At 38.8% G+C, this 23053-nt stretch carries 23 protein-coding genes; 11 read left to right on the forward strand and 12 right to left on the reverse strand.

Features of this window, described 5'->3' with window-relative positions; genetic code table 11:
- Nucleotides 1–159: 159 nt before the first annotated feature.
- Together lon and porQ are read left to right on the forward strand one after the other, a co-directional pair.
- Nucleotides 160–2562 carry an endopeptidase La gene (gene lon, locus F777_RS0107325; RefSeq protein WP_026751471.1) on the forward strand — a complete coding sequence of 801 codons (2403 nt, stop codon included), beginning with the start codon at nt 160–162 and terminating at the stop codon, nt 2560–2562.
- An 18-nt stretch (nt 2563–2580) separates the two neighbouring features.
- On the forward strand, nt 2581–3597 hold the full coding sequence (gene porQ, locus F777_RS0107330) for a type IX secretion system protein PorQ (protein WP_026751472.1): 1017 nt from the start codon (nt 2581–2583) through the stop codon (nt 3595–3597).
- A 94-nt stretch (nt 3598–3691) separates the two neighbouring features.
- Here the strand turns inward: porQ and F777_RS0107335 are convergent, their stop codons facing one another.
- From F777_RS0107335 to F777_RS0107365, 8 genes are all read right to left on the reverse strand, one after another.
- Nucleotides 3692–5215 carry an L-piperidine-6-carboxylate dehydrogenase gene (locus F777_RS0107335; protein ID WP_026751473.1) on the reverse strand — a complete coding sequence of 508 codons (1524 nt, stop codon included), beginning with the start codon at nt 5213–5215 and terminating at the stop codon, nt 3692–3694.
- A 50-nt stretch (nt 5216–5265) separates the two neighbouring features.
- Nucleotides 5266–5964: a LytR/AlgR family response regulator transcription factor gene (locus F777_RS0107340; protein WP_026763869.1), complete on the reverse strand. Its 699-nt coding sequence runs from the start codon at nt 5962–5964 to the stop codon at nt 5266–5268.
- Nucleotides 5961–7055, reverse strand: coding sequence for a sensor histidine kinase (locus tag F777_RS17240; protein WP_051408495.1), 1095 nt, complete (start codon nt 7053–7055; stop codon nt 5961–5963). The genes F777_RS0107340 and F777_RS17240 overlap by 4 nt, the downstream gene beginning before the upstream one ends.
- An 80-nt stretch (nt 7056–7135) precedes the next feature.
- The gene (locus tag F777_RS0107350; protein WP_026751475.1) at nt 7136–8017 is read right to left on the reverse strand and encodes a Ppx/GppA phosphatase family protein; all 882 of its coding nucleotides are present in this window, start codon (nt 8015–8017) and stop codon (nt 7136–7138) included.
- Nucleotides 7998–9809, reverse strand: coding sequence for a polyphosphate kinase 1 (gene ppk1, locus F777_RS16065; RefSeq protein ID WP_369791998.1), 1812 nt, complete (start codon nt 9807–9809; stop codon nt 7998–8000). Before ppk1 ends, F777_RS0107350 begins: the two co-directional genes overlap by 20 nt.
- Entirely contained in the window at nt 9734–10090 is a 357-nt protein-coding gene (locus tag F777_RS18345; RefSeq protein ID WP_235785903.1) for a hypothetical protein, read from the reverse strand. The genes ppk1 and F777_RS18345 overlap by 76 nt, the downstream gene beginning before the upstream one ends.
- A 71-nt stretch (nt 10091–10161) precedes the next feature.
- The gene (gene rfaE2 / locus F777_RS0107360; RefSeq protein ID WP_037351668.1) at nt 10162–10659 is read right to left on the reverse strand and encodes a D-glycero-beta-D-manno-heptose 1-phosphate adenylyltransferase; all 498 of its coding nucleotides are present in this window, start codon (nt 10657–10659) and stop codon (nt 10162–10164) included.
- Entirely contained in the window at nt 10631–11662 is a 1032-nt protein-coding gene (locus tag F777_RS0107365) for a lysylphosphatidylglycerol synthase transmembrane domain-containing protein (protein WP_026751477.1), read from the reverse strand. The genes rfaE2 and F777_RS0107365 overlap by 29 nt, the downstream gene beginning before the upstream one ends.
- Nucleotides 11663–11800: 138 nt before the next feature.
- Between F777_RS0107365 and F777_RS0107370 the strand changes: the two genes are divergently transcribed.
- The 8 genes from F777_RS0107370 (at nt 11801) to F777_RS0107405 (ending at nt 19201) form a co-directional block, all read left to right on the forward strand.
- Nucleotides 11801–12619 (forward strand): glycogen/starch synthase, encoded by an 819-nt coding sequence (locus tag F777_RS0107370; RefSeq protein ID WP_026751478.1) that lies wholly within the window; start codon nt 11801–11803, stop codon nt 12617–12619.
- Between the two features lie 9 nt (nt 12620–12628).
- Nucleotides 12629–14113 carry a DUF4270 family protein gene (locus tag F777_RS0107375; RefSeq protein WP_026751479.1) on the forward strand — a complete coding sequence of 495 codons (1485 nt, stop codon included), beginning with the start codon at nt 12629–12631 and terminating at the stop codon, nt 14111–14113.
- A 25-nt stretch (nt 14114–14138) separates the two neighbouring features.
- A complete protein-coding gene (metK, locus tag F777_RS0107380; protein ID WP_026751480.1) occupies nt 14139–15392 on the forward strand; it encodes a methionine adenosyltransferase in 1254 nt (417 codons plus the stop codon).
- A gap of 63 nt (nt 15393–15455) precedes the next feature.
- The gene (locus tag F777_RS0107385; RefSeq protein WP_026751481.1) at nt 15456–15977 is read left to right on the forward strand and encodes a hypothetical protein; all 522 of its coding nucleotides are present in this window, start codon (nt 15456–15458) and stop codon (nt 15975–15977) included.
- Complete coding sequence (locus F777_RS0107390) at nt 15952–16506, forward strand: NUDIX domain-containing protein (RefSeq protein WP_037369198.1); 555 nt, start codon at nt 15952–15954, stop codon at nt 16504–16506. Before F777_RS0107385 ends, F777_RS0107390 begins: the two co-directional genes overlap by 26 nt.
- A gap of 12 nt (nt 16507–16518) precedes the next feature.
- Nucleotides 16519–17268, forward strand: a complete 750-nt coding sequence (gene rlmB / locus F777_RS0107395; RefSeq protein ID WP_026751483.1) for a 23S rRNA (guanosine(2251)-2'-O)-methyltransferase RlmB — start codon at nt 16519–16521, stop codon at nt 17266–17268.
- A gap of 48 nt (nt 17269–17316) precedes the next feature.
- A complete protein-coding gene (locus tag F777_RS0107400; RefSeq protein WP_026751484.1) occupies nt 17317–18177 on the forward strand; it encodes a hydroxymethylglutaryl-CoA lyase in 861 nt (286 codons plus the stop codon).
- A gap of 7 nt (nt 18178–18184) precedes the next feature.
- On the forward strand, nt 18185–19201 hold the full coding sequence (locus F777_RS0107405; protein WP_026751485.1) for a GSCFA domain-containing protein: 1017 nt from the start codon (nt 18185–18187) through the stop codon (nt 19199–19201).
- On the opposite strand, the gene F777_RS0107410 is transcribed toward F777_RS0107405, so the two are convergent.
- The 4 genes from F777_RS0107410 to F777_RS0107425 all read right to left on the reverse strand — a co-directional run bounded on the left by F777_RS0107410 (nt 19176) and on the right by F777_RS0107425 (nt 21765).
- Nucleotides 19176–19910, reverse strand: a complete 735-nt coding sequence (locus F777_RS0107410) for a hypothetical protein (protein ID WP_152530886.1) — start codon at nt 19908–19910, stop codon at nt 19176–19178. The two genes, F777_RS0107405 and F777_RS0107410, sit on opposite strands and share 26 nt — an antisense overlap.
- Nucleotides 19911–20022: 112 nt before the next feature.
- Entirely contained in the window at nt 20023–20520 is a 498-nt protein-coding gene (locus F777_RS0107415; protein WP_026751487.1) for a methylated-DNA--[protein]-cysteine S-methyltransferase, read from the reverse strand.
- A gap of 43 nt (nt 20521–20563) precedes the next feature.
- Nucleotides 20564–20893 (reverse strand): tRNA-binding protein, encoded by a 330-nt coding sequence (locus F777_RS0107420; RefSeq protein WP_026751488.1) that lies wholly within the window; start codon nt 20891–20893, stop codon nt 20564–20566.
- Entirely contained in the window at nt 20893–21765 is an 873-nt protein-coding gene (locus F777_RS0107425; protein WP_026751489.1) for a transglutaminase family protein, read from the reverse strand. The genes F777_RS0107420 and F777_RS0107425 overlap by 1 nt, the downstream gene beginning before the upstream one ends.
- 205 nt (nt 21766–21970) lie before the next feature.
- Here F777_RS0107425 and F777_RS0107430 point away from each other — a divergent pair, with 205 nt between their 5' ends.
- Nucleotides 21971–23047 (forward strand): fatty acid desaturase family protein, encoded by a 1077-nt coding sequence (locus tag F777_RS0107430; protein ID WP_037369201.1) that lies wholly within the window; start codon nt 21971–21973, stop codon nt 23045–23047.
- Nucleotides 23048–23053: the final 6 nt, after the last annotated feature.

Here is a 23053-nt window from a genome sequence, read left to right on the forward strand (position 1 = left end):
AAGAAGGTCCTCCCGATACAAATCGGGAGGATTTTTTTTGTGTCAGTTTGTACTTTTTCCTGGCCTCTTTGGCAGATGGCATCAATATTGTACTTTATTCTGCCCGGCCAGAAATTGGGTGGTGAGATCATTTTTGTGACATTTTGACTAAAGAAAATTATGGATAAGAGAAAAATATTATTTAAAGCAGAGGATGAAACGGATTTTATGCCGATTCTCCCTATTGGTGAGCAGGATGGAGATATGGATAATGAATTGGAAATACCAAATGAGTTGCCAATTCTGCCGTTAAGAAATACGGTTTTGTTTCCGGGAGTTGTGTTGCCTATTACGGTAGGTAGGGACAAAAGTATCAAGGCGGTTAGCGATGTTTATAAATCTGACAAATTAATTGGGGTAATTGCTCAAACAGATGCAAACATTGAAGAACCTGAGCCCAAGGATCTATGCAAGATTGGTACGGTTGCCAAAATTGTAAAACTAATAAAGATGCCTGATGGTGGCACTACCATTATTATTCAGGGAAAGAAAAGATTTGAGTGGCTGGAAATGATTAGTGACGATCCTTATTTTAAGGCAAGCATCCGTCTATTTAATGAAAATGAAGCACCAGCTAAAGACGATTTTAAAGCCTACGTAAGTACTATAAAAGATCTGGCAGCACAAATTATTCAGCTGTCTCCGAATTTACCTACAGAAGCTTCTATTATCTTAAAAAATATTGAGAACCCTGCTTTCCTGATTAACTTCGTTAGCAATAATTTGAACAGCGATTTACAAGAGAAGCAATCCTTACTTGAAATCAACGATATTACAGAGCGTGCTGTGAAACTCGTGCAAATTCTGCAAAGGGAATTACAGTTTGCAGAATTGAAAGACAAGGTTACCAATAAGACCCGAACTGAATTGGATAAGCAGCAGAGAGACTATTTTCTACAACAGCAACTCAAAAGTATCAAGGAAGAATTAGGAGGTGATACCAATGAGCGGGAAATAGCAGAAATGAAGAAAAAGGCCGAGACCAAAAAATGGTCTGAAGCAGCAAAGAATGCATTTAATACCGGTATACAGAAACTGGAAAGAATGCATGCGTCTACACCAGATTACTCGGTAGTATATAACCACCTCGATTTAATGCTGGATCTTCCCTGGGAAGAATACACCAACGATAATTATGATTTAAAAAATGCACAGAAGGTACTGGATATTGACCATTATGGCATGACGAAAATCAAAAGCAGAATTCTTGAATACCTTGCAGTATTAAAACTTAAGGGAGACATGAAAAGTCCAATTCTTTGTTTCCTTGGACCTCCCGGAATTGGAAAAACCTCCTTGGGTAAATCAATTGCACATGCAATAGGAAGAAAATATGTTCGACTTAGTTTAGGTGGTCTTCACGATGAAAGCGAAATCAGGGGGCATCGTAAAACCTATATTGGTGCTATGCCCGGAAGAATTTTGCAGAATATTCGAAAAGTAAAGACATCCAATCCTGTGATGATCCTGGATGAAATAGATAAAATTGGAGCTGATCATCGTGGAGATCCTTCCTCTGCCTTACTGGAAGTATTGGATCCTGAACAGAATCATACTTTTTATGATAATTATCTGGAACTGGAATACGACCTAAGCAAGGTATTGTTTATTGCCACTGCCAATAATTTGCAGAACATTCAACCCGCGCTGAGAGACCGTTTGGAAATCATTGATCTGAGTGGATATGCAGTAGAAGAGAAACTGGAAATTGCCAAACGCCATCTGGTGCCAAAGCAAAAGGAGGCGCACGGTTTAGGGAAAGTGAATTTTAAAATAGCTGATAAGGTTCTGGAAAAAGTTATTGAACAATATACTCGTGAAAGTGGAGTTCGTGAACTCGATAGACAGATTGCCTCCATCATGCGATACCAGGCAAAAGAAATGGCGCTGAAGGGAAAGGTAAAAATAAGTTTAAGTGCCGGAGATATTGAGAAAATTCTGGGTCAGCAGCGCTATAGTAATGAAATTTATAAAACAGCCAATATGCCCGGTGTAGTTGTGGGATTGGCCTGGACTTATGTAGGCGGGGATATTTTGTTTATTGAAACCATTTTGAGTGAGGGTAAAGGAGATTTGAAGCTGACGGGAAATTTAGGCAATGTAATGAAAGAGAGTGCAACTACAGCATTGAGTTACATTCAGGCAAATTTCAAAAAGCTCGGTATAGATCCGGAATTATTCAAATCAAGGAATATACATATTCATGTTCCGGAAGGGGCGGTACCTAAGGATGGACCTAGTGCAGGCATAACCATGCTAACATCCATTACATCTGCCTTTACGGGACGAAAAGTAAAACCCTTCCTTGCCATGACCGGAGAAATTACATTGAGAGGACAGGTATTGCCGGTTGGGGGGATAAAAGAAAAAGTGCTTGCTGCTAAAAGAGCCGGATTAAAGGAGATAGTACTTTGTCATTTGAATCAAAAAGACGTGGACGAAATTGACAGTAGTTTTATAAAGGGCCTGCATTTTCACTATGTTAAAACCATGCAACAGGTTATTGATTATGCTCTGTTATAATTGTACTTTTATAGCAGCATGCATTTTTTAAAGATTCTACTATTATTTATATTCATTGCCACTGAGCTGAAAGCACAAACGCTTGGTGGCAATGCTGTTTATAATTTTCTTACACAGCCTGGAGGTGCACAAATTGCGGCATTGGGTGGAACCAATATCAGTCATCAGTCAAATGATGTTTCTCTGGGATTAAGCAACCCCGCTTTGCTTAGAAGCACCATGCACCACCAGGTGGCTACTTCATTCAATGGTTTTTTAGCAGGAATCAATAATTATTCAGCTGTAACAGCATTCAGTCAGTCTTCTTTAAACTGGGGGGCAGGAGTTCAGTTTCTGGATTATGGTTCCATCACACAAACAGACGCCTCAGGAACTGTTTTTGGTTCCATCAGGCCCCGTGATTTTGCCATACATCTAATGGCAAGTAAGCAGTACCGTGAACGATTTTATATCGGTACTACGCTGAAATTTATACAAAGTAATTATGGCCCCTTCCAGTCTTCAGGTATTGCTGTTGACGTTGGATTAACCTATCAGGATACTGCAAATCAGTGGCAGGCAGCTTTCCAAGTAAAGAATATGGGTACTCAGATAAGTACCTACGGCGGGGGCATGAAAGAAGAACTTCCTTTTGATGTGCAGGCAGGAATCAGTAAACGACTAGCGAATGCTCCGATTCAGTTTTCTTTAACTGCCCATAATTTACACCGCTTAAGAATATTATATAATGATACGACTTTCAATAGTTCCGAAGGTGATCTAAGGATAGCAGGAATTCTTCAAAAAACCTTTGCGCATTTGATTCTCTCTGCTCAGATATATATTGGAGATAAAGTTGAGGCAACCCTTGGTTATAATTTTCTTCGCAGGCAGGATTTGAATGTATTTAATTCGGCGAGTGGATTAAATGGCTTAACTGCAGGTGCAGGATTTCTTCATAAAAAGCTGCATGTTCGGTATGCAACAGGCTTTTACCAGCAGCGCGTTTTTCATCAGTTCACATTAAATTTATCCCTCACCGGCAAAGCCCTATAAAAAAAGTCTCTGTATTGAATACAAAGACTTTTTTATTAGATAATTCACAAGTTACATCCCGAATAGAACAGAGATGAATTTGTAATTATGCTATTTAGAAATCAAATTTGATACCCTGAGCCAATGGCAAATTGGTTCCGTAATTTATGGTATTGGTTTGTCTGCGCATATACGCTTTCCATGCATCACTGCCACTTTCTCTGCCTCCTCCGGTTTCTTTTTCCCCTCCGAATGCGCCACCAATTTCGGCACCACTGGTACCAATATTTACGTTAGCAATACCACAATCACTTCCATTGGCAGAAAGGAATAGTTCTGCCTCTCTTAAATTCAGTGTCATGATAGCTGAAGAAAGACCCTGAGGAACATTGTTCTGCATTTCTATGGCTTCATTCAGATCCTTGTACTTCATAACATATAAGATAGGGGCAAATGTTTCGTGTTGTACAATAGCAAGTTCATTGGTAACTTCGGCAATACATGGTTTTACATAGCAGCCGCTTTCATAACCGGCTCCCGAAAGAACACCACCCTCCACAATAAATTTACCTCCCTGAGCCTTGCATTGTTCAATGGAATTCAGGTACATAGTAACTGCATCTTTATCAATCAATGGTCCTACGTGATTCTGTGAATCAAGAGGATTTCCGATTTTTAATTGAGCATAGGCTTTGGCAATTTTTTGTGTGAAAGCCTCGTATACCGATTCGTGAATAATCAATCTTCTGGTTGTAGTACATCTTTGACCTGCGGTTCCCACTGCTCCAAATACAGCACCAATCAATGACATGTCGAGGTCTGCGTCTTTGGAAATGATAATAGCATTGTTCCCACCCAATTCCAGAATACTCTTGCCTAACCTTCCTGCAACTGCCTTGCTTAATTCTTTACCCATTCTGGTAGATCCGGTTGCTGAAACCAGTGGAATTCTTGTATCGTGACTCAACCATTCACCCACTTCACGTCCACCCTGGATCAGGCAGTTTACTCCTTCCGGTACATTGTTGGCTGCAAATACTTCGGCAATGATATTTTGAACAGCTACTCCGCACAAAGGTGTTTTTTCACTTGGTTTCCAGATGGTAGTATTACCACAAATCCAGGCTAGTGCAGCATTCCAGCTGAATACAGCAACAGGGAAATTAAATGCAGAAATAATGGCAACAACACCCAACGGATGCCATTGCTCGTACATTCTGTGCTGCGGTCTTTCACTGTGCATGGTTAATCCATATAATTGGCGGGAAAGGCCAACTGCAAAATCACATATATCAATCATCTCCTGAACTTCACCGTATCCTTCCTGCAGACTCTTACCCATTTCATAGCTTACCAGTTTACCCAACGGTTCTTTCTTTGCTCTTAATGCTTCTCCAATCTGGCGAACGATTTCCCCTCTTTTAGGAGCAGGCCAGTTCCTCCATTCTTTAGCAGCAGCCAGGCTGGTTTGTACCAACTGCTCATAGCTTTGCTGGTCTCCACTCTTTACTTCCCCAATTTCTTGCCCGTCTACCGGAGAAAAAGATTTGATTGCATTTCCATTGGCCGATAACCATTGGGTGCCGGTTGAAACACCTTGATTTTTTTGTTGTAACCCCAGTTGCTGCAAGAATTCCATAACGAATGTGTTTTTTGCAAAGGTACATCCAAAAAATGGAATACCGGGGCTTAGGTCAGCTTCGAAATAGTCAGTAACTGATCATATACCTGATTATAACTGCTGCCAATGGGTACTTCTTTTCCTGATACCCAGATTTTTGATTTACTGAATTTTTCAATTCTGTGAGTGGGTACAATAAATGACCTATGAACCCGCAAAAAATCTCTGGCGGGCAATTTATCGCTGATGCTTTTTAATGTCATCAGGGTTAACACAGGAGAGGGCTTTATGTAAATTTTAATATAATCATCCAGCGCTTCAATTAATTCAATATCCTTTAAATTGATTTTCATGATTTCATAGTTCACTTTCACAAAAATGGAATTAAGCTGCAATTCCTGTGAACTTAAAAATTCCAGATATTCTTTTGCCTTGTAACAGGCTTTTAAAAAACGATCATATTCAAAAGGTTTTAGCAGATAGTCAACTGCGTCAACAGAAAATCCATCTACCGCAAAGTCTTTATAGGCAGTTGTGAAAATGACAATTGGTTTTATTGCTAAACTTTTATAAAACTGTAAACCATTGATATCTGGCATCTGAATGTCTAAGAACAATACATCTACTTTGTTTTCCTGCAAATAGGCTCTTGCCTCATCCGTGTCCGTAAAAGTTTTTTCCAGTGTCAGAAAAGAAATCTTACTACAGTATTCCTGTACAACCTGAAGCGCCAATGGCTCATCGTCTATAGCAATACATTTAATCATGAATGGGTGTTGATGGTTAGCTTTACAATATAATACCCGTTCTCAATCTGGTTGCTAAGGGTATATTTTTCAGGATATAACAATTCAAGTCTTCTTTTTACATTATTGATGCCAATACCTGTATTCTCCATCATATTGTTTTCGCTGTGAACAATATAATTTTTGGCATAAAAATGAATATGGTCTTTTTCAATAGTCAGGTCAAAGTCAATAGTGCTTTGTTCTTTTGTACTTACCCCGTATTTAAAGGCATTTTCCACAAAAGGAATAAAAAGGAGGGGAGCAACCAGTAATGGAGCTGTATCTCCTTTAATGGCAAAGTTCACCTGCACTTTGTCTGTAAGTCTTACCTGCTGCAGTTCTATATAATTATGAATGAATGCTACTTCATTTTCCAGCGGAACAAGCTTTCTCTCTGTTTCCGTTAAAATATAACGCATAATGGCTGAAAGCTTCAGGACTGCATGGGCCGTTTTCTCACTTTTTACAATTGCGAGGGAATAAATATTATTCAGTGTATTAAAAAAGAAATGAGGGTTAACCTGTGATTTCAAAAAAGACAATTCCGTATTGATTCTTTCATGCTCGGATTCTTTTCTGTTTTGCTCTGTCTTCAGCCATCTTCTTACAACTTCAATGCAGGCGCCAAAGGTTATAACCAATAAAAATAGAACGGTATTAAAGAAATCAGCATAGGGTCTTCTTCTGATTCTTCCTATTCGGTTACTATTTAATCTGACACCCCTGGTATTTTCCGTGATATTAGCAGGAATCTCTGGTGGGTATATCATCATGGCCACCGTTCTGGGTACATAAAGAAAAAATAAAAGACAAGCCACCAGACTAAGTATATATAGAAACCATTTTTCTTTTATTAATAAACGGGGTATTAATACCATGGTATTCAGATAGTAAAATACCATTAACATAATATTATTTAGTATGATTACAGTGAGCATATGATTGCTCATACTGAAGTCTCTGAGCCTTGGGAAAAAGACCAGATAGGGGAGAAAGAAAAAACACAACCAGGCAGCCAGGTGGGCAACCAACTGTACGGTTCTGTTCTTATCTGAAATATTTGTAATCATATGAATAATAACACTTGTATCACTTCAAATTTAAGTGGTCTATACCTGATTTAGGAAAAAAAGGGCTGAAAAGGGGCGATTCATCGGTGAATTTTGGCATATAAATGCTGCACCAGTCCATCGGCAAGTCCTATTTTAGGCACATAGATCTCATCTGCATCGGCCCAGCGCATTACGTTAATATAAATTTGCAGTGCAGGAACAATTACATCTGCCCGGTCGGTTCTGAGTTTATAGACCTGCATTCTGTCTTCCAGATTAAAACTGGATAACTCTTTATAATAATCTTTCAACAATTCAAGGCTTAATGGCTTTCCGTCTTTTTTCTTGCTGAGTGAAAATACTTTATTGATATTACCTCCTGTGCCTATGGCAATCATTTTTTTCTGCCCTTTGGTAGCCGATTTTATATAATCTTTCATTTCGTCCCAGTGATTGGTTGTAACCATATCTTTTAATAGACGAATGGTTCCAATGTTGAAAGACTTTTTAAAACTCAGTTTGCCGTCGGCAAAAAATGTAAGTTCTGTGCTGCCTCCTCCAACATCTATATACAGATAGCTATTGGCAACATCCATATTTTCGGCAATATGATTCTCGTATATAATGGAAGCTTCCAGGTCTCCGCTGATAATTTCAATATTTAGACCCGTCTCCAGCTTTACTTTTCTTATAATATCTGCTGAATTGGCGGCATCCCTCATGGCACTTGTTGCACAGGCTATAACGTCTTTTACTTCATAGGCATTCAACAGGTGACTATAGGCTTTCATGGTCTGAAGTATCATACCTCTTTTGGCCTTGGATATCTCGCCGTTTTCAAACACATCAAAGCCCAGTCTTAATGGAACCCTAACCAGGTTTAGTTTGTTGAAAATGGGATTCCCTTTGGTATCGTAGCTTACTTCTACAATTAATAGTCTTGCTGCGTTACTACCTATGTCAATTGCTGCTAGCCTCACTCTTTAAATTGTTTTTTCTGAACAGGTAATGATAAGTCTCAATCTGAGATCTTATTTTCTTTTTACCCGTGAAAGGTACATAGTTGTTCGCTAATTCACTGTTCAGAATCCGGGCTTTGACATTGTCTTTTAACTGAATGTGGATAATATCAATAATTTCCTGCTTAAGTTCATGATTGGTTACAGGAACTGCAGCTTCTACACGATGATTCAGGTTTCTTACCATCCAGTCGGCACTGGAAATGTATACCTTTTCATTGCCTGCGTTGTGAAAGATCATTACTCTTGAGTGTTCAAGGTATTCATCCACAATACTGATAGCTTTAACCGGTTGTTTGAATTTTTTTCTATCAATCTCTGCACAGAAAATACCCCTCACAATCATTTCAATTTTTACTCCGGCAGCTCCTGCTGCATATAATTTGTCTATTAAGCTTGCATCGCTAAGAGAATTCACTTTTAAAATGATACCGGCTGGTTTTCCGGCTTTCGCATTCTTTATTTCTGTTTCAATGAGTTTATACAATTCATTCCGCATATTGGTTGGGCATACCATCAATGTATTACAGGATTTCAGTATGGAAGAGCCATCCTTCCAGTTTTCCAGATAGCGAAATATTTTATTGATATCGTTCATGACATTTCTGTTCGATGTTAACAGACAGTGGTCTCCATATACGGTTGCCGTTTTTTCATTTAAGTTTCCAGTACTTACAAAACCATATTGTCTGGAACGGGTACCGCTTCTTTTACTGATTACACAAAGCTTTGCATGAATCTTGGTCTTAGGTACGCCTAATAATACTTTTACACCTTCTTCTTCTAAAATATTCTTCCATTCTAAATTCGCCTCTTCATCGAATCTGGCCTTTAATTCCAGCATTACCACTACCTGTTTGCCATTTCTGGCTGCATTAATCAGCGCATTGATTATTTTAGAATTGGGTGCAAGCCGGTAGGCTGTTATTTTAATAGAAATTACATCCGGATCCATTGCAGCTTCTCTGAGTAAGTCTATAATCGGGTCGAATGCGTGGTAAGGGAAATGCAACAGAACATCCTGTTTGAGTATAACGTCGGTAACCCTTAAAGCGGTTTGAAGTGATTTAGGAATGAAGGAGGCACGTCTTGTACTTTTATCTGCAAGAATATCCGGGAAATCCATGAAATGCCTGAAATTATGGATTCTACCACCAGGGATAATATTGCTCTTTCGGTTCAGATTTAGTTTTCTGATTAGAAATTCCAGCAATCCCGGATCCATTTCCTTGTCATATACAAATCGAACTGGTTTGCCTTTTCTCCTGTTTTTAATTCCTTTTTCTATTTTCTCAGCAAATGTGGTACTGATATCGTTATCCAGATCAATTTCAGCATCTCTGGTAACTTTGAAAACATGGGCTTCAAATATGTCGTAACCGAAATAGGAAAAGATTACCGGTAAATTGAATCGGATTACATCTTCCAGTAAAATGATATTTTGCTCATCCTTTATTTTAGGCAGCAGAATAAAGCGTCCCACTGCTTTGGTTGGAATTTCTATCAAAGCATATTTCTGCTGGTAGGCTGAATTTTTTTTGCGCATCACAACTCCCAGAAAAATACTTTTATCTCTCAGGTAGGGGAGTTGTGGCAATGATTCAATCATCAGAGGGATGATATTGGAACGTACTTGTTCATCAAAAAATTTTCTTACAAAATTTTGTTGTGTTTTATTTAATTCCTTCTCTGTAAGCAGGGCAATTTTTTCTTTTTTAATTCTTTCTGAATACCATTCCAGATTCTGTTGAATTCGTTTTGTTGCTGCAAAACGGTCATCTGAATCTGATCCAGAATTTTTTGAGGATCTTCTTCCATATACATGTTGAGTTTTTTTCTTTTCTCAGAAAACTCAATCATGCGTTTTAATGTGGCCACCCTTACCCTGAAAAATTCATCTGTATTATTAGAAAAAATGCCCAGGAATTTTATTCTTTCTTTTAAGGGAACAGTAGGATCATTTGCCTCCTGTAATACTCTTGCATTAAAACTAAGCCAGCTAATATCTCTCTGAATTAAATGTTTCTTAGACATATTCAAATATAAGTTTTACAACAAAGAATGAATGTTAAGTCTTTGTTGAATAGCAATGCTTTTAAAACAAGTTAAGAGTAAGATTTTTTTATATGAGCTATAATTCCAGTAGTGGAAAAACCATCAACCAGTTTATTAATGACTACTCTGCCTCCGTTTTGAATGACTTCTTTGGCTCCTACAATTTGCTCTACTGTATAATCTCCCCCTTTTACAATTACATCAGGCAAAATGGCTTGTATAAGTTGCAATGGGGTATCTTCCTCAAAAATGACTACTGCATCTACTACCGCAAGATTGCTCAATACAATACTTCTGCTTATTTCACTGTTTACCGGACGTTCCGGCCCCTTCAGTCTTTTTACGCTGGCATCACTGTTTACTCCTATAATGAGAACGTCGGCCTCAGCTGCTGCCTGATTTAATGAATAAATATGCCCTTCGTGTAGTATATCAAAGCAACCATTGGTAAATGCAATGGTTCTGCCCGATACTCTCCAGGCTGCAATTTGTTTGAGTAGATTGGGTAGTGTAAGAATTTTATGCTGGATTGCCTGTGTTGCTTTCATGATTTTGATTTTTTTTATTGTACCAGGGCAATAAACCCAGACTGATGAATCCCACTATTAGCACAATAATAAATTGTGCAAACCATTGCAGTGTTCCATTGGCAAAGCCAATTTCAAAACCAACCTGATTCTTTTCCAGAACCTTGGCAATAAAGTAGGCGTAGGCCCCGATACCTCCGGGTGTAATAATCATTCCAATACTTCCAAAAGCCAGTGCTGAAATGGCAACGGCAAAGCTCAGGTGACTGGTACCTTCAGTAGCCATAAGCCCTATCCAGGTTCCTGCAATATATAAGAACCAGATTAGTGCGCTGTAAATAATGAATAAACCCTTGCTCTCCAATTGACGGATACTGCTTAATCCTTCCCAGACACCTGACAATATTTTTTGAAATACCTGTATAATGGGATGGTGGGGCATTTTATTCAGAATAAACCAGGAACCCCAGATGATGATACCCAAAATACCCAACACAATGGACCACTTAAAAAGGCTTTGGTTATCTGCTGACTTATTCATCAGAGGGGCCATTAATTGTGCCGCGTAATCCCCAACGACTTCAAACTGACTAAATAAGGCAATCACAAAAACGAGTCCCAGGGCTATTACATCGAAGGCCCTTTCTACCAGTATGGTACCTATCAGTTTATCTGCCGGCACTTTTTCGTATTTGGCCAAAACCGTGCATTTTAATACTTCACCTAATCTGGGTACAGCCAGGTTGGCCAGGTATCCTACCATTACAGCAAAAAAAACGTTTCCCGGACGTGGAGAATACCCCATTGGCTTCATCAGGATTTTCCAGCGCAGCGCACGGATAAAATGACTGATTGTTAATATCAGAAAAACTGGAATAAATAGCCAATAATTGGCGTTTTGCAGGGATTTTTTAAAATCTTCCCATTTTTCAGGGGGTATTTGCTGCATACTCCACCAGACCAGGAATAAACCAATGCCCAGAAATATGGCATATTGAACAATAGCAATCCCCTTTTTTCGCATGTTCCAAAGATAGTTTTTTTGTTATTAAGCCCATTTTAACAGCCAGTCATCAATCAAAAACCCCTCTAGCCTTGAATTTCGCGCTATATTTCTTAACTTTGCACCCTTATTCAGGGTCAGGCTCTAAAAAAAATGTTCATGTCTACAAAGAAAAGGATATTATTCATTGCTACTGAAATGTCTCCGTATCTGGAATTAACGGAGTTCGCAGAAGTCATTAATAAACTGGCTATCAAAAGCAATGACAGTGGTCTGGAAGTGCGTTGTATCATGCCCCGTTTTGGAGTAATTAATGAAAGAAGACACCGTTTACATGAAGTGGTAAGATTATCTGGAATTAATGTTACAGTTGACAACGATGATCACCCGCTGCAAATTAAAGTGGCTTCTTTACCCAATGCCAGGTTACAGGTTTATTTTCTGGAAAATGAAGATTTTTTTAAGCGTAAACAAATTTTTCATGACGATGAGGAAAACTGGTTTGATGACAACGATTTAAGAACCGTTTTTTTCTGCAAGGGAGCACTTGAGACCGTGAAGAAATTTGGATGGCCCCCTGATATTATTCATTGCAGCGGATGGATGAGTGGATTGATTCCTGCCTATTTAAAAACTGCCTATAAAAAGGAACCTGTTTTTGGCAATAGCAAAGTGGTGTTTACGATTGGTCAGAATACTTTTGAAGATAGCCTGGGTCCGGATTTCCTTAAGCGTGCAGTGATAAATGTGAACGTGAAAGATAAAGACCTGGATGTTTTTAAAGATAGCAATAACACTGCCCTTTTTAAAGGGGGAGCACATTTTGCTGACGCCATTTCATTTGGTTCCGATGTAATTGATAAAAAACTGGTGGACGAATTTTCCAAAGTGAAAGGCAAAAAGGTAATTCCATTCAAAGGATGGGATTCTGATTTAACAGAGTATTTAGAATTGTACAACGACCTTGCGGGTAAGTAAAACCAGAACATGTTAGCTAATTTTAAAATGCATTTTGCGCGAATTTTCTTCTTTGTTTTTTTGATTTTCTCAGCAGCATGTACCCGAATTACCACCACTGAACTGGGAGCAGGTTTAATTCCTGTAGTAGACGGGGTAAATACTTTTGATACCATTATGGAGTTGCAGACAGACACATTCAATGAGTCTGATACAACCCGGATCTACAATGCTAATAATATGGTTATTGGAGCCATTTCCAATGACCCAATTTTTGGTACCACGCAGGCTGAATTGAATTTTGAACTTAAGCCATCATTTTATCCTTTTAAGGTTCCCGGGACGAAAGATAGCCTTGTAGTTGACTCAGCTGTACTGATTTTAAGTTATAAAGGATATTATGGCGACTCCACCCAGCCACTGAATGTTGCTGTTCATGAAATTAGCCCTACTACTCCGTTGGACCCCTTTTATAATTATCCGGTAAATTTTCCAACTGTAAAACCTGTTAGCACGATTGGTACTTTATCTAATACAATTTCGCTTGACATAAGAACATTGGGAGATTCTGTAAAGAACAGATTTGAAAATGCAAATAATCAAATCAGAATTCCATTAAGAATGGATGTTGCAAGAAGATTTTTGAAAGACTATGATTCTACAAATGCTTACCTGAACGATAGTGCTTTCCAGTCTTATTTTAAGGGCTTCTCAGTTAAAGTTCAATCTTCCAATCCTGCCAATGCGCTTTTGTATGTGAACTTACTGGACACCAACACCAAACTGGCTTTATACTATAATACCAGTACTACCGGGGCAACGGTAAGAGATACTTCAGTTATCTATTTCAAGTTTAATTCTGCCTTTGGGGGATATGCCAACTTTGTTACCAGAAATACAACTGGTGCAGAAATTAGCAATCGAATTACTACAACTTCAAGACCCGATTCCTTGGTTTATGTGCAGAGTGCCCCCGGCACCTATGTGCGCATTAGGGTTCCAGGCTTACAAAACCTGAGCAACCGAATTGTACATCGTGCAGAGTTGATAGCAGAACAAGTGCCTGATGACAATAATATCATGACACTTGATCGGTATTTTCAAGCACCGCGACTGCTATTACTTAGCGCCTTTGATTCAGCTAAGAATCAAAAAAGAAGCATCCCCAACGACTATATTGTGGGTTCATCCGGACCTAATACGGTAGATTTTGGCGGGTTCAGAACTTTCAAAACAATCAATGGCTACGATAGGGTTGCTGCCTACAATTTTGTTATAAGCCGATATGTTCAAGGTATTGTTACACGCAAAGACTCTTCGTTTACATTGCGTTTATCAGCACCGTCTAACGATTCATTGAATTATTTCCCCCCATTCCCGAATAATTTTGTTTCTCAGATGTATTATTTAAGTCCTGCACAAGGAAATGAACTGGCCAATGGCAGGGTTCGCTTAGGTGGAGGATCGCATAGCCGATTCAGAATGCGACTGAGAATTGTTTATTCAAGGATTTAATTTTACAACATTTAAAAACTATAATATGCCTTATTTATTTACCTCTGAGAGTGTATCTGAAGGACATCCGGACAAGGTTGCGGACCAGATATCAGATGCGTTGATTGATAACTTTTTAGCGTTTGATCCGCAGAGTAAAGTGGCTTGTGAGACTTTGGTAACGACAGGTCAGGTAGTATTGGCCGGTGAAGTGAAGTCTAAAGCTTATTTGGATGTGCAGGAGATTGCGCGTGGTGTTATTCGCAAGATTGGCTATACCAAGAGCGAGTATATGTTTGAAGCAAACAGCTGTGGTATTTTATCTGCGATCCATGAGCAGAGTTCAGATATTAACCAGGGGGTAGATAAGAAGAAGAAAGAAGAGCAGGGAGCAGGCGACCAGGGTATGATGTTTGGTTATGCGAGCAATGAGACCGAAGACTATATGCCATTGGCGTTGGATTTAGCGCATAAGATTCTGATTGAGCTGGCTGCTTTGAGAAGAGAGAACAAAGCCATTAAATACCTAAGACCTGATGCCAAGAGTCAGGTAACTTTGGAATACAACGATAACAATCAACCCGTAAGAATCGATGCGATTGTGGTATCTACCCAACACGATGATTTTGATACGGAAGCGAAAATGTTGGCCAAGATTAAGAAGGACATTATTGAGATTTTGATTCCAAGAGTAAAAGCGAAATACAAGAAATACGCGAAACTATTTAACAAAGACATTAAATACCATATTAACCCTACGGGTAAGTTTGTAATTGGTGGTCCTCACGGAGACACGGGTTTAACCGGCCGTAAGATCATTGTAGACACTTACGGTGGTAAAGGAGCGCATGGTGGTGGAGCTTTCAGTGGTAAAGACCCAAGTAAGGTAGACCGTTCTGCAGCCTATGCTACCCGTCATATTGCAAAGAACCTGGTAGCTGCCGGCGTAGCGGACGAAATCTTAGTTCAGGTTTCCTATGCTATTGGTGTGGCTCAGCCTACCTCCATCAACGTCAACACATTTGGTACAGCCAAAGTGAACCTGAACGATGGCCAGATTGCGAAGATAGTAGAGGGCTTATTCGATATGCGTCCTTACTTTATTGAGCAGCGCCTGAAGCTAAGAAACCCTATTTACAGTGAAACAGCCGCTTATGGCCATATGGGTCGCAAGCCGGAAGTGGTTACCAAGACTTTCAGAACACCGGATGGCAAGGAGAAGAAGGTAAAAGTGGAACTGTTTACCTGGGAGAAGCTGGATTATGTAACCAAAGTGAAAAAGGCTTTTGGGTTGAAATAGGTCTAAATATAAAAATATCATCATCCCCTGCAGAAATGCAGGGGATTTTTTTACATTAGGTTGATGAAAACCAGATTAATCGTCTTTGGTTCGCTGGCAGCTTTGTTCTTTTTTATCCTTAGAGTGCAAGGAGCGAACTTAATAACAGAAGCTACACCATTAGGGATAGTCAACCTTGAATTTGCCAGTACTGCAGAAGAACTCAATGCTGTGCTTTTTGGCTGGCCCAATGCCGACGTCAAAGCCAATATTTACATTGATTTTGTTTTTATACCTTTCTACGTGTTGTTTTTTTCTACAGCTGCATTGGGTTGCTCCCGCGCTTGGAAGAATGCTGGAATGCATTACGCAGGTAAATCTCTTTCTAAAGCAGTATATGTTGCAGGTGCACTCGATTTAATTGAAAACAAATTCATGCTCGACAGTTTTGCAGGAAGCTTTTCCGATTTTACTCTCATGTTAACCAATTGGTGTGCGGGGGCTAAATTTTTATTGTTGCTGGTGGTTATACTGTATATTGTTATCAGTTTGCCATTTATCTCTTCTATAAAAACAAATAATGGAAGCCAATCCCTGGAAAATTAATGCTGAAAAACAGATTTATAACAATCCCTGGATATCCCTTACAGAATACGATGTAATTAACCCAGGTGGTGGTAAGGGCATTTACGGAAAAGTCCATTTTAAAAACATTGCAGTAGGTATAATGGTATTGGATCAGGATTTGCATACTTATCTGGTTGGCCAATATCGGTTTACTTTAAATATGTATTCATGGGAAATGCCCGAAGGAGGATGTCCGGTGGGATCAGATACGCTGGAAAGCGCCAAGCGTGAGCTTCTTGAGGAAACGGGACTGGTGGCCAAAGACTGGACGCTTTTGTTCCGGATGCATTTATCCAACTCTGTATCTGATGAACTGGCGGTTATTTATCTGGCAAGAGATCTGCAGCAGTTTGAAGCGGAACCCGAAGAAACCGAACAGTTGCAGGTGAAGAAAATTCCATTTGCTGAAATGCTTGATATGGTTGAAACCGGGCAAATTACTGACTCTATGACGGTTGCTGCGGTCTATAAAGTTCAGCTCTTATTGCTTCAGGGCAAATTGAATTAAATACATTTGCAGATGGCTATTAAAAAATCATCCATTATCATTGGTCGTCAGCCACTGGTGGAAGCATTGCAATCAGGAAAAGCAATTGATAAAATTTTATTGCAAAAAAATGCGAACGGAGAAGTGGTTCACCAAATCAGGGCACTCTCCAGGGAACATAATATTCCTATTCAACTGGTACCGGTAGAAAAGTTAAACGGGCTTACCAAAGCAAATCATCAGGGGGTAATTGCTTTTGTTGCGTTGGTGCAATATCTGGATTTGCAACAAGTAATTGATCATGTAGTTTCAAACGGGGATGTTCCATTATTTCTAATGTTAGACGGAGTAACTGATGTAAGAAATATTGGCGCTATTGCCAGAACGGCTGTTTGTTGTGGTGCGCAGGCTATTGTAATTCCAGATAAAGGTGTAGGTGCTTTAAATGAAGAAGCCATGAAAAGTAGTGCAGGTGCGCTGGAAAAGATTCATATATGCAGGGTGAATAGTTTACTGAAGGCAGTAGATGACTTGCATCTGAATGGTATTGCAGTCTATACAAGTGAAATGCGTGCAGATAAAAACGTATATGATCTTGATTTTTCTGTTCCTTGTTGTGTAATTATGGGCGATGAGGGAAGAGGCGTGCAGCCTTATCTGGCTAAAGCCGCAGATGCTTTTTTTAAAATTCCTATGGCGGCTAAATTTGATTCCCTAAATGTTTCGGTAGCCACAGGCATGATTTTATATGAAGGCATGAAACAGCGGATGCATGCTTCCTGAATAATTGAATACTAAAACAGTTATGCTGATTTTAAAAGTAGCAGTCTAATGAAAGAAAATAAATTTACGTTGGTTGAATGTCCGAGAGATGCCATGCAGGGATGGAAGAATTTTATTTCTACCGGAGATAAAATCAAGTATCTGAATGCTCTGCTCAGGGTTGGTTTTGACGTACTGGACTGCGGTAGTTTTGTATCAGCGAAAGCCATTCCACAAATGGCAGATACAGCGGAAGTTATTTCTAATTTAGATTTGCAAGATGCTGTAACAAAGTTATTGGTGATTGTTGCCAATGAACGAGGTGCGGAAGAGGCAGTGAAATTTGAAGATATCAGTTACCTAGGTTTCCCTTTTTCAATTTCACCCAGTTTTCAAATGCGAAATACCAATAGCAGTCTGGAAGAAAGTTTTGAAAGGGTAAAATCTATTCAAGCTTTGTGCGAGGCTAATGGAAAGCAACTGGTTATTTATTTGAGTATGGGCTTTGGTAATCCTTATGGGGATCCTTACAGTGAAGATATTTTGTTGTATTGGGCCAGTAAGATAACAGACCTGGGTATACGAATTATTTCGCTGGCTGATACGGTTGGCGTAGCAACTCCAGCCCAAATCAGCAGTGCACTGCAAAGTTTAATTCCTGTTTATCCGCAGGTGGAATTCGGGGTACATTTACATGCTGATGCATTGAATTGGAAACCCAAGCTGGAAGCAGCTTTGGCTGCTGGCTGCCATCGTTTTGATAGTGCCATAAAAGGTATCGGAGGTTGTCCGATGGCACAGGATGAACTAGTGGGCAATATGGATACAGAAAAAATGGTTGGTTTTTTTGAGGAAAAAAAAATAGCGATTTCAATTGATCCAAAAGCCCTGCAAAATTGCAGCGAGATGGCTGTTCATATTTTTCAATAATTGATGCATGAAATTCCACTTTGATTTTCCAATTAAAAAAATGGATTCTCCCATGGCACATCATCATCGGATATTGATGATGGGATCTTGTTTTACAGAAAATATTGGTCAATATTTAAGGAGTCATTCTTTCCAGGTACTCGAAAATCCAAATGGAATATTATTTAATCCAGTTAGTGTTGCTGATGCCATTTATTCTTATATCAACAAAGTCAGCATTAATGAAGAAGATTTATTTCAGCTGAATGAAACCTGGCATAGTTGGAAATTTCATAGCAGGTATTCTGGAATTACAAAGGAAGAGGCGCTTACTAAAATGAATCATAGTATTGACGAAGCGCATCAATTTTTAAAGACGGCCAGTTACATGATTGTAACCCTTGGCTCTGCATGGGTATATGAATTAACTGACGCTGCTTATGGAACAGCAGGTAACATTGTAGCCAATAACCATAAAGCACCTGCTTCCTGGTTTCATCGCAGGCTTTTAACTGCTGAGGGGGTTCAAAACCTCCTGGCATCAGTGATTGATTCTTTGCGAAATTTCAATCCCATACTGAAAATTATTTTCACCATTAGTCCTGTAAGGCATTTGCGTGAAGGGGTGATAGAAAACAACCGCAGTAAAGCAGTGTTAATTCAAGCTGTTCATGATTTGGTAGCAGCATATGAACACCTTTATTATTTCCCTTCCTATGAGCTGGTAATTGATGATTTACGCGATTATCGTTTCTATGCCGAAGATCTGGTACATCCCAACTATCAGGCTACTCAATATGTTTGGGAAAAATTTGTAGATGCCTGTATTGATGAATCAAGTTCTCAGTTGTTTAAAACCATAAGGGAAATAAAACTGGCATATCAGCACAAGCCCTTTAATCCTTCAACGCAACAGCATCAACAGTTCTTAAATAAATATGAATTGGTTACTCAAAGACTGATGGAGCAATATCCTTATCTGCGCCTTCAGGTTGAACTGGATTATTTCAGATCAGGTGTTAGAAATCAGGAACAGGTGGATTAGATAATGCTGATTCAAGTGTGATTAATTTACATAAAGTGTTCAATTCCTTTTTTTGCAAAAAGCTCTCAATGTCCGATTTGTGTAAGAGTCCCGTTATAATCACAATTGTTTTATTGCTGTTTGCATTCAGCTGATCCAGTATTTTTTTATTGATGGCCGCACTTCGTTCATCCCAGAAATCAAGTTGTGCATTATACCAGTTACCGTAAGGCTGCAATGCAGCATATTGTAGCGTAAGTCTTCTGATAAAATGTTTCTCCCTATACAAAATATTCTCAATGGTATCTGTAAGGGATGCTCTGTTCATCTGGAGCAAAGAACTGTCGAGTATTTGCAAAAAAGCATTATTGATTTCTGCATATTTTTCATATTCAACCGACTCAGGGCTATTTAGTAATCCCTGCTGATACACATTGGATAAAGTTTCCTGATGGCTCTTTTCCATTGCTCTATTGTAAGCTATATATGTTTTTCTATTAGGGATAAATACATCAAAGGGAGAAATGCAAACCTGTTTATTTTTCTTCTGATATTTTCTGACAGCCCTGTATTCAATAGGATTGTTCCAGATTCCCAGCCATTCGGCAGTTTTTGCCCCCCAGACAGTTTTAATGGAGCAATTACTAATAACTGTAGAGTCCAGTTCCATTAAAATGAGATCAGGGTTTATCCGTTTGATGGCATTGTACATGCTTTTAACGGTTAACATCTTATTGCCATTATGTTTAGTGCCAATAACGATTACTCTGTTTGGCGAGGGCTCTGCCTGTATACCGGAAGAAAAAAGTAAACAGAGAGGCAGTAGCAAACTGTTGCATAATTTAAAATAGGGTTTGTACGCCATGTGCAATTTTAAATTCATGCTGTAATAACCATTTTTTTCGCCACATGCCGCCTGAATAGCCGGTTAAAGACCGGTCGCTTCCAATTACCCTATGACAAGGAACGATGATCGCAATTTTATTTTTGCCATTTGTTGTGGCTGCTGCCCTGATTACTTTTGGGTCACCCAATTTCTTAGCCAGGTCCATATAGCTGATGGTTTTCCCAAATTCAATATCCATCAGTTTATTCCAGACTCTTTTTTGAAAATCAGTTCCATCCTGATGAACGGGTAAGTCAAATTGTTTTCTCTTTCCGTGAAAATATTCAATTAACTGTTCTGTACACTGGTGCATAAGTTCTGTGATCCCCGGAATACCATGTTGCAACTGATCTTTATTGTCAACAAAACTCAATTCGCCAATATAATGGTCATTGCCGCCTATTTGTAATAATCCTACAGGACTTTCATAATACGTATAATGCAATTCACCCATTGGCATATTTTAGCTATCTAAATATACAGAACAAACCCATTCATTACCCAATTTTAGCCCCATTTACTACGGGTAAATTGGGTTCAAGTAAAATCACCTGATTCTGTTGATCATATACGCCTAATACAAGGCATTCACTAAAAAAATGGGCAATTTTTTTGGGCGGGAAATTAACTACTGCGATGATTTGTTTGCCAATAAGGTCCTTCGGTTGATAATGGGCAGTAATTTGTGCAGATGATTTTTTTATGCCTAGTTCGCCAAAATCGATACTGAGCTGATAGGCTGGTTTAATAGCTTCTGGAAACAGATTAACCGATAGGATGGTTCCTGTTCTAATATCAATTTTTTCAAAGTCTTTCCAACTAATCATTACTCATCCAATACATTGGCTAACTGAATCAATTCTTCTTGTTTATACTGATTTTCCGCATTGTTAAAACAACGTGATAATTCCTTTATCAACTTACTGATTATGGCTCTGTTGGTTCTGGGAGTGAAATAATTTGGCTCAGCTGTTTTACCCAGACGATTTAAGTAAGTCTCAATATCATTATGTGAATATGCTTGTCCATTTGTAGCATCAACAAAAAAATGAATCTGATCTCTATAATATTGAGTAGTATCAACAAAGTCTGTATCTGAATGATAGAAGGCTATCAGGGATTGTTTGGGTATTTGAATCAGCCTGGCATTGATTTCCAGCTTTTCACAAAGGATCTGATAAATGATACTATTGGCAATGGCATTACCCTTTTTTGATTCAAGCACTTTATGAATAAAGAATTCGTCGGGATTATCATACTTTAACTCAATACCTTTTAAATGGTAATAGTTATAAATAATACTACTCAGAACATTGGCCTGTTCCAGGGGAGTTAAAAAGCTGTTCAATTCGAGCCAGACATTTCGTCTTATTTTTTCGATATCCTGAATTACCGGGGTAGTTTGTAGTTCCGGGTATTGAAATTTTGCTACCAGTAAAGCACCGAAGAGTAAATCGGGGCAGGAACTATTTTTCCATTCTGTAAGGTCTTGCTGTAAATCGGTAAAGTGCAGGCGATGAATAATCATTTCAATTCTTTCCTGTACAGCCTGATTGGGAGTGGTTTCCCATAAATGTTCCAGGTTGGGTATTACAGGTTTCCCATAGGCTACCAGTCTTTCTGTAACACTGGAATAGACTAGTTCATCCGGATCGTCGATAAGGGTAAACAGGGCATTTAATTCTTTGGTCTCCTGCATATTTTCTTTTATTCAATATCAAACTAAATTCATTTTTATGAAAAGGGCAAGGATAAGTTATTCAAACCTTGTGGATATATGTTGAATTTGTGGCATAATAATTTAAACACTCTGTCGTTGTATTGTCATTTTCTGCCTAAATTAGTAATATTAACAAGGGTATCTGACAGTTAAATTCTACCTTTGAGATTATCAATTTTTTTGAATGAGTACATTTTCTATCCCCAAATTTCCTGCTGTAAAGCAATCCCTTCATTTAGAGTTAAAAAAAAGAGTACAGGCTTATTTTGATGAACGTGGCATAGACGCCACAGGGACCCCCAAGTTATTTACCAAAGCAATTATTATGGTAATTGCTTTCGTAATTGTTTACACACACTTAGTGTTTTTTACCCCTGCATGGTATTTTGCCATTACAGAATGTATTTTGCTCGGCGGTTTAGTTGCTGGAATCGGCTTTAATGTAATGCACGATGGTAGCCATGGTAGTTTTAGTACCAACAGATGGGTAAATAAAATTGCCGCATCTTCAATTAGTTTATTAGGGGCAAATCATTTTATGTGGAATATGAAACATAATATGATTCACCACAGCTTCACCAATGTAGATGGGGTTGACGATGATATTGAAATCGGAATCCTAATGCGTATGGCCCCAACTCAAAAAAGAATGAAGGCGCATCGTTTCCAGCATTTGTATTTCTGGGTACTATATATGCTGTTATATGTATTTTGGATTTTCTTTACAGACTATAAAAAATATTTCACACAAAAAATCGGAAACGTCCCTTTAAAGAAAATGAGTGTTTCTGACCATATTGAATTCTGGGCAGTTAAAGTATATCATGCTGCTGTTTTCATCGTGATTCCCGTTGCGGTTGTAGGATGGGTGAATTGGGTCATTGGATTTTTCACCATGAGCTTATTTGCAGGTTTTGTATTGAGTATTGTCTTTCAATTGGCTCATACGGTAGAGCATACTGAATTTCCAGTTGCTGATATTGAATCACACAGATTGCCCGATGAGTTTGCTGCACATCAGATTAAGACTACTGCTAATTTCGCAACTAATAATAAGTTAATTAGCTGGTTGGTAGGAGGACTGAACTTCCAGATTGAACACCATTTATTCCCTAAAATATCTCATGTGCACTATCCTGCTATCAGCGAGATTGTAAAGAAGGTTTGTCAGGAATACCAATTGCAGTATATAGAATACCCAACTATGCGCAGAGCAGTGGTGGCCCATGTGCGTTTCTTAAGAGAAATGGGGAGGGCTTAATCTGCT

The organism is Sediminibacterium sp. C3 (assembly GCF_000508085.1).
GTDB lineage: Bacteria > Bacteroidota > Bacteroidia > Chitinophagales > Chitinophagaceae > Sediminibacterium.